A 16,771-nucleotide genomic window follows, 5' to 3' on the forward strand; every position below is an offset into this window, starting at 1 on the left:
TCTCATTCTTTACAGAAGGAAAATCTGCATCGACTATAGGCAGATTCAAACAAGGGAAGGGATGATGAATGACCTACGAGGAGCTGCTGGAGGCCCATGACAGGTTGTTGCTGGAGAACGAGCGGCTGAAACGGATCGCCGAGGATGCCCGTGAAAAGCTGGATGCCGCCATGGACGGCACCGGCCTGTGCATCTGGCAGAACCATGTGCCGACCGGCAAGCTCATCATCTTCAACCGGCGCTGGGGGGCCATGCTCGGCTATCAGCCCAAGGAGCTGTCGGCCCACTTCGACGTCTGGCGTGCCCACCTGCACCCGGAGGACAGGGAGCGGGTGTTGCAGGCCTTCTTCGATCATCTGGAGGGCAAGAGCCCATTCTATCAGGTGATGCACCGCATGCTCGCCAAGGACGGCAAGGTCACCTGGGTGCTGGACCGGGGCCGGGTGGTGGAGCGGGATGAACAGGGCAACCCGCTGCGGGTGATGGGCACCCACATCGACATCACCCACGAGAAGGAGTACGAGCAGCAACTGGCCAGGCTCGCCCACCGGGATCCCCTCACCGGCCTGCTCAACCGCATCGCCCTGCAGCGCCAGTTCCCGCTGGAATATCAGGCCATCTGCTTCATCGATCTGGACGACTTCAAGCAGGTGAACGACAACCTGGGCCATCGCGCCGGTGACGAGTTGCTGGTCGCCCTCAGTCAGCGGCTGCGCCACTGTTGTGGCGACGAGATCAGGCTGGGTCGGCTCGGCGGGGACGAGTTCGTGCTGTTGCTGCCCTGGTCATCCGAGGATCCCAGGACCAGCCACCTGGCCCGTCAGTGCATCAACGCCATCGCCACCCCGTTCGAGTTGCCCAACGGGGAGGTGGCGGTGGGGCTGAGCATGGGGATAGCGGCCATTCGGCCACAGGATGACTTCAGCACCGCACTGGCCCGGGCCGATCAGGCCATGTACCGGGTCAAACGCGGCGGCAAGCGGGGCTTCCACATCGCCCAGCCGAGCGGCCAGCCGCTGCTGGATCAGGAGCAGGTGAGCGAGCGAGGGCTGCACCACAGACCAGATGCCTGACCGCCCGATGACCTCGCCGATATCTGAAGGATGAAGGGAAGCGGCCCCTCAGCTGCGCTGCCAGCGCCGCAATAACCGGCCACGCAGGCCGCAGTCGAGCAACCAGCTGTTGTCGAACACCCGCAGGATCGCCGGTTTGGCGTGTTTGGACATGGCGACGGCGTGGAAGCGGGTCTGCTGCTTGCGCCGTCCGTTCATCTTGTCGAGCAGGGCGTGGGGCAGGCTCTGGGCGATGAAATCGGAGATCACCAGCACGTCGGCCTTGGCAAAATCCGGCTTATCGAGCTGGGTCAGCGCCTGTTCGAGGCAGGGCACCAGATCGGTGCCGCCGTGGAAACTCATGGAGAGGAAGCGTTCCGCCTTGTCGAGCCCGGTCTCGGCGGTGATCTCCAGCGTCGCCACCTCGGTGGAGAACAGCATCAGATAGCAGCCCCGCTTCTCGTCCATCGCCACCTTGAGCAGCGCCAGGAACAGCGCCTTGGCGCACTCCTCGGGATAACCCCCCATGGAGCCCGAAGTGTCGACGCAGACGATGAAGGGCCCGCGCGGCTGTGGCTCCTCGCCCCCCTGCTCCGGGGTGCGCAACATCAGGCGCTGGCGCGGCAGGGTGCCGCGCGATTGATAGCTCAGCAGCCGCCGTTCCAGATAGCGGCGATAGAACTCCAGCTCCAGCTCCGGCAGCGCCAGCATCACCGCCTCGCTCGGCAGCAATCGCATCAGGTCGCTGGCCGGGTGCACCCCCACCAGATCGTCCGGCACGTCGTCGGTCTGCACCTCTTCCAGCTCATGCACCGGCACCGGCGGCTGGGTCCGTGAATCGGTGCGCCGCTCCCGCTCGCTGCGCCCCAGCAGGTCGGCGATCTCCCCGAGCAGGGGCTCGCGCTGCAACATGCGGGCGTATTGCTTGACCAGCACCAGGCTGCGCTTGTGCCAGCTGCCCTGCGCCAGATCCCAGAGGCCGCCGGCGGAGATCTGGTGCGGATCCAGCGCATCGGCCAGAGTGCGGTTCGCCAGCAACTGATCCTCTATCTCCTGGCGCTGCTTCTCCCGCTCCGCCTCGGCGATCTGCTGCTGCAGCTGCAGCAGGCTGCCCACCAGACTGGCCCGCCACTTCTCGATAAACAGCTGACGCAGGCTCTCGGTGGGCTGCACCATGATCTGGCGCACCAGGCTGCGGGCATCGCCGGCGAAGGGACTGTGCTGATCCAGCGCCTCCAGCAGGGCGGGCAGCCGACCCACCAGCTCGGTCATGGGCAGCAACCGGTGCGCCTGATAGAGCCGGTACTCCTGCTCCAGTGCCACCGGCACCGGCTTGTGGCGCATCTCCTCACCGAGCTGCTCGCTCCAGCTCTGGATGCGTTTCTTGAGCAGCTTGCCCTGCAGCGGGGAGCGTTTGAGAAATTCGGAGATCTTGGGAGTAGACGCCAGCAGCAGCGCCATCTCCCCCGCCAGCTCCCCTTCCCCAATGAGGAGCCCCAGATCCATCATGCCGATTTCGAGCACGGGATCTCCTTGTGTCGCCGAGACAGCAAAGCATCATGCTGACACAGACAGATTTTCAGCGCGTTGGATTGGTAATGCATGATTATTTCAGCATAAAAAACCATCACGCATCCAGCCCGGGCAGGCGGTCACGCCATTCCAGCAACTCGGCGCGCAACCGCTCCAGATCCCGGTTCAGCACGAAGAAACTGTCCTCCACCTGCTGCAACCAGTGCGCCCCGACAAACAGGTGTGGCTGGTGCCGATCGAACAGCCCCCGCTGCACCTTGAGGCTCTGCTGTACCCGGCTCACCTGCTCCGCCAGGTCATTCAATTCGGCTTGCCAGGGGACGATCACCACCTCGGGGATGGCGCTACGCTCCACCAGCACCAGCGGCACCTGCTGACGCTGGATATCCAGCACGTGCAGCCGCAGCTCGGCGTCGAGCACCAGCTCGTAGTGCCCCTCCTTGGGGTTGCCGAGCGGCCAGCCCACCAGCGCCTCGCCGGTCGGGTGCCAATGGGAGAGCAGGGTGCGATCGAAGGTGAGGGTGCCGGTCAGGCGCTCGGGATCCCCGCCATCCAGCGGCGCCGGGGTGAGCAGGTGGAAGTGCACCAGCTTGCCGAAGGGCTTGGCGTTGACCAGCGGCAGCTCGGTGCCACGGGCGCGGCGGCCGAACCACTGCTTGCGTTTGACTGCCTTGCAGCCGAGCCGCAGGGAGACGGCCCCCTTGAGTTGTTTGAACTGTTCGCGCAAGGCCAGCAGTTGGCGGGTCATGGCCAGTTGCTGATAGCCATAGAGGCGGGAGAACTCACCGATCATCTCCAGCAAGGCGGTGCGGGAGGCCTCGTCGTGCCAGAGGCAATCCTTGAACAGCAGCAGATCCAGCGGGGCGACCTCGTCGCGGCCATTGAAAAACGCGCTCGCCTTGATGAGCCGCACCGCCTTCTTCCAGCGCCTGTCCGACACGTAGCAGCCGTGGCCAAGCTGGCTGTCGAGCTGCTGGCGCAGCTGATAGATGAGCTCGAAGCAGGCGTCCGGCAGGCGCACCTGCTCGATCTGGCTCTGCCAGGCCTCGTACTCCTCCCCCTGGATCTGCACCGAGGGGGGCAGGTTCTGGTGGGACTGGCCATCGCTCGCCAGCATGGCCTGGAAATTGGATTTCTCCTGCACCCTGTCCATCCAGATCCGCACCAGCATGCGGTCATAGAGCGCCTCCAGCCCGCTGTCCGGCGCGGGTAGCTCGTTGGAGGCGGTCACCAGCAGGCGCATGGGGATGGGGTGCTGGCTGTCGCCGTTGCGAAACTGGCGCTCGTTGATGGCGGTGAGCAGGGTGTTGAGGATGGCGGGGCCCGCCTTCCAGATCTCGTCGAGAAACACCACCTCGGCCTCCGGCAGATAGCCACGAGTCAGCCGCAGATACTTGCCATCCTCCTTCAGCGCCTGGATGGAGAGCGGCCCGAACACCTCTTCCGGCGTGCTGAAACGGGTCATCAGGTATTCGAAATGGCGGGCATCGTGGAACGCCAGCTTGAGACGCCGGGCAATCAGACTCTTGGCGATACCGGGGGGGCCGAGCAGGAAGACGCTCTCGCCGCTGAGGGCCGCCAGCAGGCCGAGCCGCAGGGCATCCTGTCGCTCGTACAGCCCCTCTCCGAGGGCGGCCAGCAACCGTGGCAGGCGCTCATGGATGGGGACGGCACGAACAGTATTCTGGGCTAAAGGCGACATGGGCACAGTTCCGAAGCTGGTGGTCAAAGGTGGCACGCGGTCCGGCCTCTGGCCGCGCACCACTGCGATATGTGTTGAGTCTGGTCATCTTGCCGCAAGGCGCCGATGACCCCGCTGGCAATCCCGTTCCGGGGCGGGCCAAGACGCGCAAAGGGTGCAGCAAATCCGGCGAGAGTGTACTCTGCGCATCAGAATTTACCCCAATGCAGATCAAGAGTGAGCCTTCGCCATGCACGATCCCCTGCTGGACCCATTACGCCAGCGCATCCTGGCCCGGATGGGCATTCCAGTCTGGCAGCTAAGGGCGCCAACCCTGCCGGGTGGCGAGCCCGCACCGACGACGGCAGATAATACCGTTCAGGCGCCGTCCCCCGCACCAACGGGCAAGCTGTGGCTGCGGGCCGAGGCGCTGCCCGCCCCGAGCCTGCTGACAGACATCTGCCAGTTGCTCGGCATCGGGCCGGACGAGGTCTCCTTGCTCGGCGAGCTGCCCGAAGGGGCGACTCCGCCCCTGCTCTGGCTGACGGCGGCCGACTCCCGCTGGCCCGACGCCCTGATCTGCCCGCTCAAGCCCGATGCGGCGCACAAGCGGGCCCTGTGGCAACAGTGTCGGCAGCGACAGCCCGGCTGAGCAACGCCATGGCCCGACTTGTCCCCGGTTCATGGCACCATCCCAGTTACCCAGACTTGCGCTGCCCGGCGCCCATGCCAACGACCATGGCATGGGCATGCCCTGTATCGCAAGAGCGAATCGTTCCCGGAGTTACCATGTCTGACGCCAACCTCAGCTTTCGTCCCCTGCAAGAGTCCGATTTTGCGCTCATCTACCCCATAGAGCAGGCCGCCCATCGAGAGCCCTGGAGCCAGGCCAACCTGCTCTCCTGCTTCGGGCCGCGCTATCTCAACGGCCTGATGCTGCTGGACGGCCGCCCCGCCGGCTTCTATATCTCGGATCTGGTGGCGGGGGACAGCTCGCTGATGAACATCTGCGTGCACCCCGACCTTCAAGGCAAGGGGCTGGGCCGGGCGCTGCTCAAGGAGTACCTCGCCCGCAGCAAGGCCAGGAAGGCGGAAGCCTGGTTCCTGGAGGTACGGGCCGGCAACCAGCGCGCCATCGGCCTCTACGAGAGCGAGGGCTTTGCCGAGTATTGCCGCCGCGCCGACTACTACGGCACCGGTCAGGACCGGGAGGACGCCGTGCTGATGTCCCGCCTGTTCGATTTCGGTTAAAACCCCCATCGAAACAGGATGGATGCCCTGTCGATGTCCCGTCAGCCCGGCTTAGGTCAAGACAGCGAATATGCCCTACCGGTGTCTTGGCTGGTGTCGGCCAAGACACCAACGGGATCAAGGCAGCGGCGCATTGTCGATGGCGGCATCTTCCAGGCTGAGGGTGACCCGCACCACGGCATCGAAGCCGGCGGCCGAGAGCGGCATGAAGAAGCCACGGCCGTAGGTCACCCCCGGCATCCAGATCTGCTGATCCTCCACCTCGACTCTGATCGGCCGCAGCGGCTCCCCCGGTCGCTGGAGATAGATACCGGGGGGCGTCGCCACCGGCGGGAAGCGCCGCAGGATGTGTGCGCTGCCATCCCCCGCATCTGGATTTAGCCGCACCTTGGCCAGCCCGGCCAGGCTGGATTGCAGCTCGGGGTCGCGCCACAGCAGGGTATCGAGGGCCTTGCAACGACGGCACTTGGCGTGTTCGATCACATAGAGCAGGGGGATCCCCTCGCTCAGCGCCAGTTGCTGCGCCTTCTCGTAACCTTCGGCCCCGCTCAGCCAGGGATTGTCCTCCCCCGCAGGCAAGCCTCCCAGTACAAACCAGAGCACCCCGACCCCCGCCAGTAGCAGCAAGACCCCGGTGATCAGGCTCTTGATCCCGAACTTCATGGCTCCCCTCCCTGAACGAATCCGATCTCTTTGCCCCATCATGCCTGAGTCGATCCAAGTTGACGACTTTGTGATCCAGGACAAACGGCGCACACTTGTAAGCTGTAATGCTAGAGTTTACACTCCAGCGCGATTTTGAGTGCCCTCACGGGCGTACAACTGTTACTTGAGGATGTTTGAGGATGCCGCAGTTTCATCTGGTTCGACTGATGCGGGAACGCATTGCCCGCCTTGGCAACAAGGCCGCCCTGCGCGTCCAGCAGGACGGCCAGTGGCGTGCCATCGGCTGGCGCACCCTGGGTCAGGCGATGGACTATTGTGCCCAGGCCCTGATCCGTACCGGCCACCAGTCCACCGAGATGGTCGGCATCTATGCCCGCAACATGCCGGAATGGACCCAGGCCGACCTCGGCATCCTCGCCGCCCGCGGCGTCAGCGTGCCCATCTACCCCACCAGCACCCTGGAGCAACTGCGCTACATAGTGCGTGATGCCAACATCAGCCTGCTGTTCGTGGGGGAGCAGCAGCAGTTCGATCAGGCGCTCCAGCTGTTGAACAATGGCGAGATCCGCCAGATCGTCACCCTGGATGGCGGCGTCGATCTGCGCGGTTGCGCCGAGGCGTGTCACTTCCAGACCTTCCTCTCCTCGGGCAATCACCAGCCCAGCGAGCAGGAGCTGCGCGTTCGCGAGCAGCACTACCGGATGGATGACCTGCTGACCCTGATCTACACCTCGGGCACCACGGGTGAGCCCAAGGGGGTCATGCTCGATTTTGCCAATGTCGCCGCCTGCTTCGAGATGCACGACAAGCGCCTGGATCTGAACCAGCACGACGTGTCCCTGTGCATGCTGCCGCTCAGCCATGTGTTCGAGCGCGTCTGGACCTACTACGTGCTCTATTGCGGCGCCGAGAACGTCTATATCCGTGATCCCCAGAAGGTGATGGACGTCATCGGCGAGGTGCAACCGACCGTGATGTGCGCCGTGCCACGCCTCTACGAGAAGGCCTACGCCATGATCCAGGCCAAGGTGGCCCAGGCTCCGCGCCTGCGCCGCGCCCTGTTCGGCTGGGCCACCAGGGTCGGCCAGCAGATGGTCGCCACCCGTCAGGCGGGCGAGTCCGCCTCGCCGCTGCTCTACGTCAAGCTCGCCCTGGCGGAGCGCCTGGTGTTTCGCAAGCTGCGCGCCCGCTTCGGCGGCCGTACCCGCTTCCTGCCCGTGGCGGGCGCCCGCCTCGCCGACGACGTCAACCTCTTCTTCCAGGCCATGGGGCTCAACCTCAAGTACGGCTACGGCATGACCGAGACCACGGCCACCGTCTGCTGCTTCGAGGATCAGCAGTTCAAGCTGGGCTCCATCGGCACTGTGCTGAGCGGTATCGAGGTGAAGCTGGGTGAGAACAACGAGCTGCTGGTGCGCTCCCCCACCGTGATGCGCGGTTACTACAACAAGCCACAGGCCACCGCCGAGGTGATGACCGAGGATGGCTTCCTGCGCACCGGCGATGCCGGCGAGATGGACGACAAGGGCAACCTCTACTTCACCGAGCGCCTCAAGGAGCTGATGAAGACCTCCAACGGCAAGTACGTGGCGCCGCAGCTGGTGGAAGGGACGCTCGGCAAGGATCGCTTCATCGAGCAGATCGCCATCGTGGCCGACGCCCGCCACTTCGTGTCGGCGCTGATCGTGCCCTGCTTCGAGTCGCTGGAGGAGTACGCCCGCTCCATCAACCTGCAATACCAGTGCAAGACCGAGCTGCTGCGCCACTCCCGGGTGGTGGAATTCTTCGAATCGCGCATCCATGAGCTGCAGCAGGAGCTGGCCAAGTTCGAGCAGGTGAAGAAATTCACCCTGCTGCCGAGCGCCTTCTCCATGGAACTCGGGGAGATCACCCCGACCATGAAACTGCGCCGCAAGATCATCGAGGCCAAGTACCAGAGCGAGATCGAGGCGATGTATAGCCACGTATAAGTAATTAAATATTTTGATATACATCATATAAATAAAGGCCACCCAGAGGTGGCCATTATTTATCTTACAAAAACCATCAATTGGCCACTATAGCTAAATGATGCATCCTGTTGATGTGCCCAGTTTGATTTAACCCATAAGTCAGGGTAGTTTGCACTCCAAACACCTTTTTTATATTTATAGAAACTTCCTTGATAATCTGAACTACTAGGGTGCCCAACAACTGTATAATCTAGATCTTGAAGTGAGCAACCTTCTTTTTCTGCGTGAACCAAAACCTTCTTACTTAAGTTATCATTCAATGGTGAACAAAACTTAGGGTTACTTGCTTGTAATATCCCCATCACTCCCCATAGATTTGTATCCGGCTGTACAAATAAAATCTCTGTCGACTCATCTTTTAATTGCATCCATGCACCAGGATTAAGGTATTGATTACTATTTAATTCAGTGATTTTTTCAACAGGAATATGTGCTTCTTTATTAAACCTCACAGCAACCAGTTGCCATCCACCGCCATCAATCTCCGCATTACAGTATAAACCGTGATGCCAACCAGTCTCAGTTGCTAGACGGCAATCCGGTTTTTCCTCCTCACCCCACTCAATGTGGAAGTCACCACCATTGCCATCATTGTCATACCAGACGCCTTGGTATTGCCGTTCATCTATTCGCTTGCCAAGATAGTGAGTGTTTTTTTGATTTACACTTTGTTTTAAATTTATGATCTTATCGTTATCAACGAAATTACCATTTATCAAATCACCACTATTACCTGGTGATATTATTCCATTTTCAACATTCACTACTATTGTAGATGATGAGGCTGTACTTTTATCCAAGGCACCATCAACCCAAGAGTCTACTGTAAGTCTATAATCTTGTTCTACAGCTGACACACCAATTGGGATTAAAAGTGAAAGTATAGCGAGCTTCATATAACCTCCATATTAAAAACAGAATGTTATATTGCTTCACGCTCTCGATCGAGGACTCATATGGAGGGTTTACATTGTTGGGCTGCTGTATTTTAAAATGTACCTATCTAATAACATGATTGGTAAAAAGGCCCCTATGGGCTAATAACAGAAGATAGGACCCAAGACCGTTAATCCGCTCAGTGTTTCGGCCAAGGCTTCCCCCCACAGCAAAAAGAAGCGCATCGGCACCTCTTTTTTATGTTTTTTTTGCTGCGTGTTCTAGTTATGGGACTTAGCCCAGCGCCCACTCCACCGCCGCCTCCGCATGGATGGCGGTGGTGTCGTAGAGCGGTACCGCGGCATGGGCATCCCCCACCAGCAGGGCGATCTCGGTACAACCCAGGATCACCGCCTGGGCGCCCGCCTCGGCCAACCCGGCGATGATGGCGAGGTATTCGACCCGCGAGGGGGCGAGAATCTGCCCGAGGCAGAGCTCGTCATAGATGATGCGGTGCACCCGCTCCCGCTCCGCCTCTGGCGGCACCAGCACCTCCAATCCGAACTGCTCTGTCAGCCGCCCCTTGTAGAAATCCTGCTCCATGGTGAAGCGGGTGCCGAGCAGGCCGACCCGGGTCACCCCGTCGGCCTGCAGGCGTCTGGCGGTGGCGTCGGCGATGTGCAGCAGCGGGATCTCGATGGCGGCTTCTATCTCGGGCGCCACCTTGTGCATGGTGTTGGTGCCGATCAGCAGAAAATCCGCCCCACCGGCCTGCAGATCCCGAGCGGCGACGCTCAGCAGCCGGGCGGTGGCGGGCCAGTCACCGATATGTTGCAGCCGCTCTATCTCGGCGAAGTCGACGCTGTTGAGCAGCACCCGCGCCGAGTGCAGGCCACCGAGCCGGGCCCGCACGCCCCGGTTGAGCGCCTGATAGTAGCTGACGCTGGACTCCCAGCTCATGCCCCCCAGCAGACCGATACATTTCATGGCAACTCCTTGACGGTCATAGAGATAAAAAAGGCCCCGCAGGGCCAACAAGACAGAAGGGTAGGTACAGGCACCTAAATCCAGATCATCAGCACGCAGGCCGCCGTGGCTGCCCCCATGCCGAGGTTGAAGCGACGCCAGCCCCTGGCGGTGCGGATGAGGCGGCGCACCTGGGCACCAAACAACACCCAGAAGGCACCGGTATAGAGGCCGGTAATGAAGAAGGTGCCGAGCACCCAGCTGGCTGAGGGCCAGTAGTTCTCTCCCGCCAGGGTAAAGCCGCTGATGGCGGAAAGCGCCATCATCCAGGCCTTGGGGTTGAGCAGTTGCAGCATGGCGCCCTGATGGGCCGGGATCAGCGGTCGGCTACCCTCGGCCGGGCCGCTGGCGGTCGCCACCTTCCAGGCCAGCCACAGCAGATAGGCCGAGCCGATCAGCTTGAGCGCCTCGTGCAGCAGCGGCAGCGTCTCGAACACCCCCCCCAGCCCCAGCGCCATGGCCAGGATCATCAGATTGATGCCGCCGACCACCCCCACCAGCAGTGGCAGCGAGCGACGAAAGCCCTGGGCCGCCCCGGCGCTGGTGAGCAGCATGTTGTTGGGGCCCGGCGTGCCGCAGGTGATCAGGGCAAAGCCCGCCAGGGGAAGCAACCAGTTCAGATCCATCTCAACCTCATAAAGTAACAGCAAGCTCCCTAATATGCAGAGCCGGCGCCCTGACGACAAGGTCAGCAATGCACTTTCTTTGCATTAATAATCAGTCACTCATCAATACCAGAGCATCACCACGCAGAGCGCGGTGAGGGCGCCCAGGCTGCCGTTGAGACGGCGCCAGCCCTTGTCCGAATTGATCCAGCGGCTGAGCTGATGACCGAACAGCACCCAGGCGAAGCAGACCGGCAGTCCCGCCATGGGGAAGACCGACATGATGCCCCACATGCTCGACCAGTAATCGCTCCCCGGCAGGCTGAACAAACTGATGGCAGAGATCCCCATCATCCAGGCCTTGGGGTTGAGGAACTGGAAGCCCAACCCTTCGAGCAGGGTCAGCGGACGGGAGCGCCGCGCCGGATCGCCGGGCGCCCCGGCCACCGCGATGCGCCACGCCAGCCACAGCAGATAGAGGCTGCCCAGCACCTGCAGGCTCAGCTTGAGCAAGGGCCAACGCTCGAACAGCGGATAGAAGCCGAGCGCCAGCACCAGTTGCAACACCGGCTGACCGACCACCACCCCGATCAGATGAGGCAGGGTGCGGCGCACGCCGAAGTTGGCGCCGGAGGCGGTCAGCATGAGGTTGTTCGGGCCCGGGGTGCCACAGGTGAGCAGGGCGAAGCCAAACAGGGTGGCATACCATTCCATGGTCATGGGTGTATCTCCTACAGGGTTAGATTGTATCGATACAATGTGTGTATCACGGTTGTTTAACGGCTGATATTCACGCTATATTGAGACAATTTTGCGATCAATGGATTTATTGTCACCATGACAATCTGGACTCCCAACCTCGATGCCTTCGAAGGCCCGATCTACCTGAAGCTGGTCAAGGCCATCGAGCAGGCCATTCACGGCGGCACCCTGCCACCCCAGACCCGGCTGCCGACCATGCGGGCGCTGGCGGACAAGCTCGGCGTGACAGTCGGCACCGTTACCCGTGCCTACGCCGAAGCCGAGCGGCGCGGTCTGTTGGCCGCCAGGGTTGGTCACGGCACCTGGGTCAGGGGGGAGGCGGATCCGGCCAACGAGTGGGTGATCCGCAACGAAGACAGCCACCGCATCGAACTGTGGCAGAACCTGCCGGTCCAGCTGGACAGGGCCGCCATCATCAAACCCATGCTGAACGAGCTGGCGGAAGGGGATCTCAACGCCCTGCTCGGCTATGACAAGGAGGCGGGACGACCCGAGCAGCGCCAGCTGTTCGTCGACTGGCTGCTGAGTCTCGGAGTCAACTGCCGGCAGGAGCACCTGTTGTTCAGCCACGGCGCCCAGCACGGCATCATGCTGGCCCTGCTCGCCACCGGCTGCGTGGGAGAGACCATCTTGTGCGAGGGGCTCAGCTACCCCGGCATGCTGGGCAACGCCCGCCAGCTGAAGAACCAGGTGGTGGGCCTGCCGCTGGACGAGGAGGGGTTGATCCCGGCGGCGCTGGACGCGGCCTGCCGCCAACGCCGGGCCAAGCTGCTCTACCTGACGCCGACCCTGCAAAACCCCACCACCGCCATCATGAGCCTGGCGCGGCGCGAGGCCATCGTCACCATAGCCCGCCGCCACGATCTGCTGATCATCGAGGACGACGTCAACGGCCTGCTGCCGGAAACCTCGCTGCCACCGCTGGTCAACCTGGCACCGGAGCGGGTCATCTACCTCGGCAGCCTGGCCAAGATCGCCTGCGGCGGCCTGAGAGTCGGCTTCGTGCTGACACCGCCGGCCCTGCGCAACGGCTTCGCCCAGGCGATGCGGCTGTCGAGCTGGATGGTCAGTCCGCTGCTCATCGAGCTGGCCTGCAAGCTGGTGAGCCAGCACCAGATCATGCCGCTGATCGAGCTGCAGAGACGGATCCTGGCGCGCCGTGGCGAGTTGCTGCGCCACCTGCTGCCAGGCGCCCGCTGGCAGCCGGGCTCCATGCATGCCTGGCTGCCTCTGCCCGAGCCCTGGCGCAGTCAGGAGTTCGCCGAGGCCGCCAACGCCCTTGACGTCGGGGTCGCCAGTGGGGAACACTTCGCCGCCGGCCAGTTTGCCGCGCCGCAAGGGGTTCGCCTGAGCCTGAGCCAGCCCGCCACCGACGCCCGCGTCGCCGAGGGGCTGGAGCGTCTCGCCGGCCTGCTGCGCGCTGCGCCGCCGACCAATCCCTTGCTATAGTCAGTGGCCCCGCCCAGAAGGAGTCTTCATGTTGCCACCCCGTGCCGCCCTGTTACTCATGACCCTGTTGCTGGGAGGCTGCGCCTCGCCCGCCCATCAGCAGCTCGGCCAGGCCCTGAGCGGACTGGAAGATGAGCTGACACGGCTGGAAGAGGAGCTGGCGGCCATGAACGGGCTCCACTACCAGAAGGCCATCGACGCCCCCATCGCCCTGCGCCGCTACCTGAGTGCCCCCGCCCCCACGGCGGAAGGCTTGGTACCCGAGCAGAGCGCGCTGCAGGATGGCCCCCTGCTGCGCTACCACTATCGCCTGCCGGCGGGCATGGCCCAGCTTCCCCTCGATAACCCCTGCCTGCGCTACGAGTTCGAGCTGCGCCACCTCGGCCGGCTCGGCCAGCTCGATCTCGCCTGGCAGGCGGATGATCATCAGGGGCGCAGGCTCATCTATCAGGCCGACTGCCCCTTCTCCGCCAAGGGCCCCGGCCTGCAATAATCGCCCGATACGAAGAGGGGTTGGCCACTGGCCAACCCCTCTCGCGTCATCCCTTCCCGCCGGTTAGCCGATACCCCGCAGGATCCCGGCGCTCGGACATGACATCAGCGGCCGCCAGCCCCTGGCGAGCGGCAACCCAATGTGCCTCAGAGCAGACCCCGCACCAGAATGCCGGCGATGAGCAGCGGCGCCACCAGTCGCCAGCACCAGAGCAAGCAACCGCGCAGCAGCGGCGACAAGTCGGCGGGCAGTATGCTGTCTCCCAGTCGCCAGCCCAGCAGCAGGGTCAGCACCAGGCCGAACAGCGGCATCATCAGGTTGGAGGTGAGGTAGTCCAGCGAGTCGAAGATGGTCTTGCCAAACAGGGTCAGCTCGCTCCAGGGGCCGAATGACAGGCTGACCGGGATGCCGGAGGCCATGATCAGCAGGGTCAGCACCCGGCAGGCACCACGCCGGGACCAGCCCCACTCCTCGGTGGTGAAACGCACCAGATGCTCCAGCATGGAGATGGAGGAGGAGAGCGCCGCCACCAGCAGCAGCAGGAAGAACACCACCCCCAGCCCCTGGCCAAACGGCAGGTGGCTGAACACGGCGGGCATGGTCATGAAGGTGAGGCCTGGCCCGGCAGTCGGGTCAATACCGGTAGACGCCAGCGCCGGGAAGATCATCAGCCCCGCCAGCACCGAGATGAGGCTCGCCAACGTCACCACCCAGACCCCGGATTTCAGCACCCCCTCGCTGCTCGGCAGGTAGGCGCCATAGGTGGTGTGCACCCCGAGGCCGATGGAGAGGGAGAAGAAGGCGAGCCCCAGCGCGTCCAGCACGCTCTGGCCGGTCAGCATGGAGAAGTCCGGCAGCAGCAGCTGGCGCACCCCGGCCAGGGAGCCCGGCATGGAGAGCCCCACCCCCACCAGCAGCAACATCATCACGAACAGGGCTGGCATCATCCAGCGCAGCGCCCGCTCCACCCCCTTCTGGATGCCCCCCTGCACGAACCACCAGGTGAGCCCGGCGAACACCAGATGGGTCAGCACCGGCCACCAGGGGTGGCTGACATAGCCGTTGAACAGGGCGGTCAGCGCCGAGCCCTCGCTCAGGTTCAGCCTGCCCATCACCGCCAGCACCGCATAACCCACGGTCCAGCCCCCCACCACGCTGTAGAAGCTGTAGATGAAGAAGCCGCACAGTATCCCCATGTAGCCCATCCAGCGCCAGTTCGGCCCCACCAGCCTGTTGAAGGCGCCGAGCACCCCGCGCTGACTGCGGCTGCCGAGCAGGGTCTCCCCCACCAGTACCGCCACCCCCAGAGTGAAGCTGAACAGCAGAAACACCAGCAGGAAGGCGCCGCCACCGTTGGTGGCCGTCACATAGGGAAACTTCCAGATGGCGCCAAGGCCGATGGCGGTGCCGGCTGCCGCCAACACATGACCGAGACGGGAAGACCACTGAACCTGGCTCATACAACCTCCGGGGAAGAGAACATCGAATCAATACTCCTGGCAATAAAATGACGGACAATAAAAAAGGCCGCCTCTGGCGACCTTTGCGATGAACATTCAGACAGACTGCGCGCGCAAGGTCACCTCTCTTGCGAGCTAAAAAATCGGCGGAACGGCGCGATGAGGAGTGACATGAGGGCGCAACCTGAATGCAAAACAGGGGGCACAGCCTAAACCATGGAAAGAGAGGTTGACAGTTAATAGTCTCTAAAGCCCCATAAAACAGAGTATTGACGACATACAATGCCAAATCAACAATCGAAAATACCGATAAATCCACATTTTACGGACTTTTCAACAGGGTCAATACCGCCATATACGATTCATCGGCACGCTTCTGGCAGCCATGGCTCCACGGTTGAACAAGGGGGCGGGCCAGAGACCCGCCGCCGAGGCTCAGAGCAGGCCCCGCACCAGGATGCCGCCGATGAGCAGGGGCGCCAACCAGCGCCAGCAGCCCATCACCAGCCGGCGCCAGTGGGGAGCCAGCCCCTCGGGCAGCGCCCGGCGGCCGAGCTGCCAGCCGAGCAGCAGGGTGAGGGCCAGCCCGAACAGCGGCATCAGCAAGTTGGAGGTGATGAAATCCAGCAGCTCGAAGATGTTCTTGCCAAACAGGGTCAGGCTAGCCCAGGGACCGAACGACAGGCTGACCGGGATGCCCCCCGCCATCACCAGCGCCGTGATGAAGCTGCAGGAGGCCCGCCGCGACCAGCCGAGGCTCTCGCAGAGGAAACATTGCAGGTGCTCCAGCAGGGAGATGGAAGAGGAGAGCGCCGCCACCACCAGCAGGGCGAAGAACACCACCGCCAATCCCTGGCCGAAGGGCAGTTGCTGGAACACCGCCGGCATGGTCATGAAGGTGAGGCCCGGGCCCGAGGCGGGATCGATGCCGGTCGCCGCCAGCACCGGGAAGATCATCAGCCCCGCCAATACCGCGATGAGGCTGGCCAGCAGCACCACCCAGAGACTGGAGCGGCCAACCCCGTCGCTATCCGGCAGATAGGCGCCATAGGTGGTGTGAATGCCGAGGCCGATGGAGAGGGAGAAGAACGCCAGCCCGAGCGCATCGAGCACCCCGGACATGCCGAGCTTGCCAAAGTCCGGCAGCAGGAAGTGGCGCACCCCGGCCATGGCGTTGGGCAGGGTCAGGCCGAAGGCCACCAGCAGCAGGATCATGATGAACAGGGCCGGCATCATCCAGCGCAGGGTGCGCTCCACCCCTTTTTGCACCCCACCCTGCACGAACCACCAGGTGAGGCCCGCGAACAGCAGGTGGGTCAGCACCGGCCAGAGCGGATCCCCGACGTAGTCGTTGAAGCGGGCGGTCAGCGCCGCGCCGTCCCCCTGGCGCAGCTCACCCGCCAGCGCCATGCCGGTATAGCCCAGGGTCCAGCCGCCCACCACGCTGTAGAAACAGAAGATCAACAGGCTGCACAACAGCCCCATGGCACCGACCCAGCGCCAGCGTTGGCCCAGCAGCGTGCCGAAGGCCCCCACCACACCGCGCCGGCTCAGGCTGCCGAGCAGGGTCTCCCCCATCAATACCGCCACCCCCAGGGTGAAGCTGAACAGCAGGAACACCAGCAGGAAGGCGCCGCCCCCGTTGGCGGCGGTGACATAGGGGAACTTCCAGATGGCGCCGAGACCGACCGCGGAACCCGCGGCGGCCAGGATGTAACCGAGCCGGGATGACCATTGGGACTGCTGCATAAGAACTCCGAGCGAGGGGCCCGCCCACAGGGGCCCGAAATGGCGCCCAGAGTACGCCCGGCGGCGCGCAATCACTCGGCGTATATCCGGCATAAAACCGCTTTATTGGCAGCAATGACCAATAAAACTCGAATTAATACCCAAAGATGCCACCCA

The 16,771-nt window shown here is 63.0% G+C and carries 15 protein-coding genes; 6 read left to right on the top strand and 9 right to left on the bottom strand.

Annotated elements, in window-relative coordinates; all coding sequences use genetic code 11:
• Positions 1-68: 68 nt before the first annotated feature.
• Positions 69-1,073, top strand: a complete 1,005-nt coding sequence (locus tag ACZ9IL_RS13960) for a diguanylate cyclase domain-containing protein (RefSeq protein ID WP_476004044.1) — start codon at positions 69-71, stop codon at positions 1,071-1,073.
• Positions 1,074-1,121: 48 nt separating this feature from the next.
• On the opposite strand, the gene viaA is transcribed toward ACZ9IL_RS13960, so the two are convergent.
• The gene (gene viaA / locus ACZ9IL_RS13965) at positions 1,122-2,576 is read right to left on the bottom strand and encodes an ATPase RavA stimulator ViaA (RefSeq protein WP_476004045.1); all 1,455 of its coding nucleotides are present in this window, start codon (positions 2,574-2,576) and stop codon (positions 1,122-1,124) included.
• Positions 2,577-2,679: 103 nt separating this feature from the next.
• On the bottom strand, positions 2,680-4,287 hold the full coding sequence (locus tag ACZ9IL_RS13970; RefSeq protein ID WP_476004046.1) for an ATPase RavA domain-containing protein: 1,608 nt from the start codon (positions 4,285-4,287) through the stop codon (positions 2,680-2,682).
• Positions 4,288-4,516: 229 nt separating this feature from the next.
• On the opposite strand from ACZ9IL_RS13970, the gene ACZ9IL_RS13975 reads away from it, so the two are divergent.
• Positions 4,517-4,918 (top strand): DNA polymerase III subunit psi, encoded by a 402-nt coding sequence (locus ACZ9IL_RS13975; protein ID WP_476004047.1) that lies wholly within the window; start codon positions 4,517-4,519, stop codon positions 4,916-4,918.
• Between the two features lie 137 nt (positions 4,919-5,055).
• Positions 5,056-5,517, top strand: a complete 462-nt coding sequence (gene rimI, locus ACZ9IL_RS13980; protein WP_476004048.1) for a ribosomal protein S18-alanine N-acetyltransferase — start codon at positions 5,056-5,058, stop codon at positions 5,515-5,517.
• A 117-nt stretch (positions 5,518-5,634) separates the two neighbouring features.
• Here the strand turns inward: rimI and ACZ9IL_RS13985 are convergent, their stop codons facing one another.
• On the bottom strand, positions 5,635-6,180 hold the full coding sequence (locus ACZ9IL_RS13985; protein WP_476004049.1) for a thioredoxin domain-containing protein: 546 nt from the start codon (positions 6,178-6,180) through the stop codon (positions 5,635-5,637).
• A 182-nt stretch (positions 6,181-6,362) separates the two neighbouring features.
• On the opposite strand from ACZ9IL_RS13985, the gene ACZ9IL_RS13990 reads away from it, so the two are divergent.
• Positions 6,363-8,153, top strand: a complete 1,791-nt coding sequence (locus ACZ9IL_RS13990) for an AMP-dependent synthetase/ligase (protein WP_476004050.1) — start codon at positions 6,363-6,365, stop codon at positions 8,151-8,153.
• Positions 8,154-8,212: 59 nt separating this feature from the next.
• Here ACZ9IL_RS13990 and ACZ9IL_RS13995 read toward each other — a convergent pair whose 3' ends face one another.
• The 4 genes from ACZ9IL_RS13995 to ACZ9IL_RS14010 all read right to left on the bottom strand — a co-directional run bounded on the left by ACZ9IL_RS13995 (position 8,213) and on the right by ACZ9IL_RS14010 (position 11,422).
• The gene (locus ACZ9IL_RS13995; protein ID WP_476004051.1) at positions 8,213-9,091 is read right to left on the bottom strand and encodes a hypothetical protein; all 879 of its coding nucleotides are present in this window, start codon (positions 9,089-9,091) and stop codon (positions 8,213-8,215) included.
• A gap of 274 nt (positions 9,092-9,365) precedes the next feature.
• Positions 9,366-10,058, bottom strand: coding sequence for an aspartate/glutamate racemase family protein (locus tag ACZ9IL_RS14000; protein ID WP_476004052.1), 693 nt, complete (start codon positions 10,056-10,058; stop codon positions 9,366-9,368).
• Between the two features lie 74 nt (positions 10,059-10,132).
• Positions 10,133-10,723 (bottom strand): LysE family translocator, encoded by a 591-nt coding sequence (locus ACZ9IL_RS14005; RefSeq protein ID WP_476004053.1) that lies wholly within the window; start codon positions 10,721-10,723, stop codon positions 10,133-10,135.
• A 102-nt stretch (positions 10,724-10,825) separates the two neighbouring features.
• The gene (locus tag ACZ9IL_RS14010; RefSeq protein ID WP_476004054.1) at positions 10,826-11,422 is read right to left on the bottom strand and encodes a LysE family translocator; all 597 of its coding nucleotides are present in this window, start codon (positions 11,420-11,422) and stop codon (positions 10,826-10,828) included.
• A gap of 117 nt (positions 11,423-11,539) precedes the next feature.
• Here ACZ9IL_RS14010 and ACZ9IL_RS14015 point away from each other — a divergent pair, with 117 nt between their 5' ends.
• Both ACZ9IL_RS14015 and ACZ9IL_RS14020 read left to right on the top strand, forming a co-directional pair.
• Positions 11,540-12,913, top strand: coding sequence for an aminotransferase-like domain-containing protein (locus ACZ9IL_RS14015; protein ID WP_476004055.1), 1,374 nt, complete (start codon positions 11,540-11,542; stop codon positions 12,911-12,913).
• A 28-nt stretch (positions 12,914-12,941) separates the two neighbouring features.
• Entirely contained in the window at positions 12,942-13,406 is a 465-nt protein-coding gene (locus ACZ9IL_RS14020; protein ID WP_476004056.1) for a hypothetical protein, read from the top strand.
• A gap of 146 nt (positions 13,407-13,552) precedes the next feature.
• On the opposite strand, the gene ACZ9IL_RS14025 is transcribed toward ACZ9IL_RS14020, so the two are convergent.
• Complete coding sequence (locus tag ACZ9IL_RS14025; RefSeq protein ID WP_476004057.1) at positions 13,553-14,866, bottom strand: sodium-dependent transporter; 1,314 nt, start codon at positions 14,864-14,866, stop codon at positions 13,553-13,555.
• A gap of 435 nt (positions 14,867-15,301) precedes the next feature.
• Complete coding sequence (locus ACZ9IL_RS14030; protein ID WP_476004058.1) at positions 15,302-16,615, bottom strand: sodium-dependent transporter; 1,314 nt, start codon at positions 16,613-16,615, stop codon at positions 15,302-15,304.
• Positions 16,616-16,771 lie beyond the last annotated feature (156 nt).

Source organism: Aeromonas sp. TECH754 (assembly GCF_056279295.1).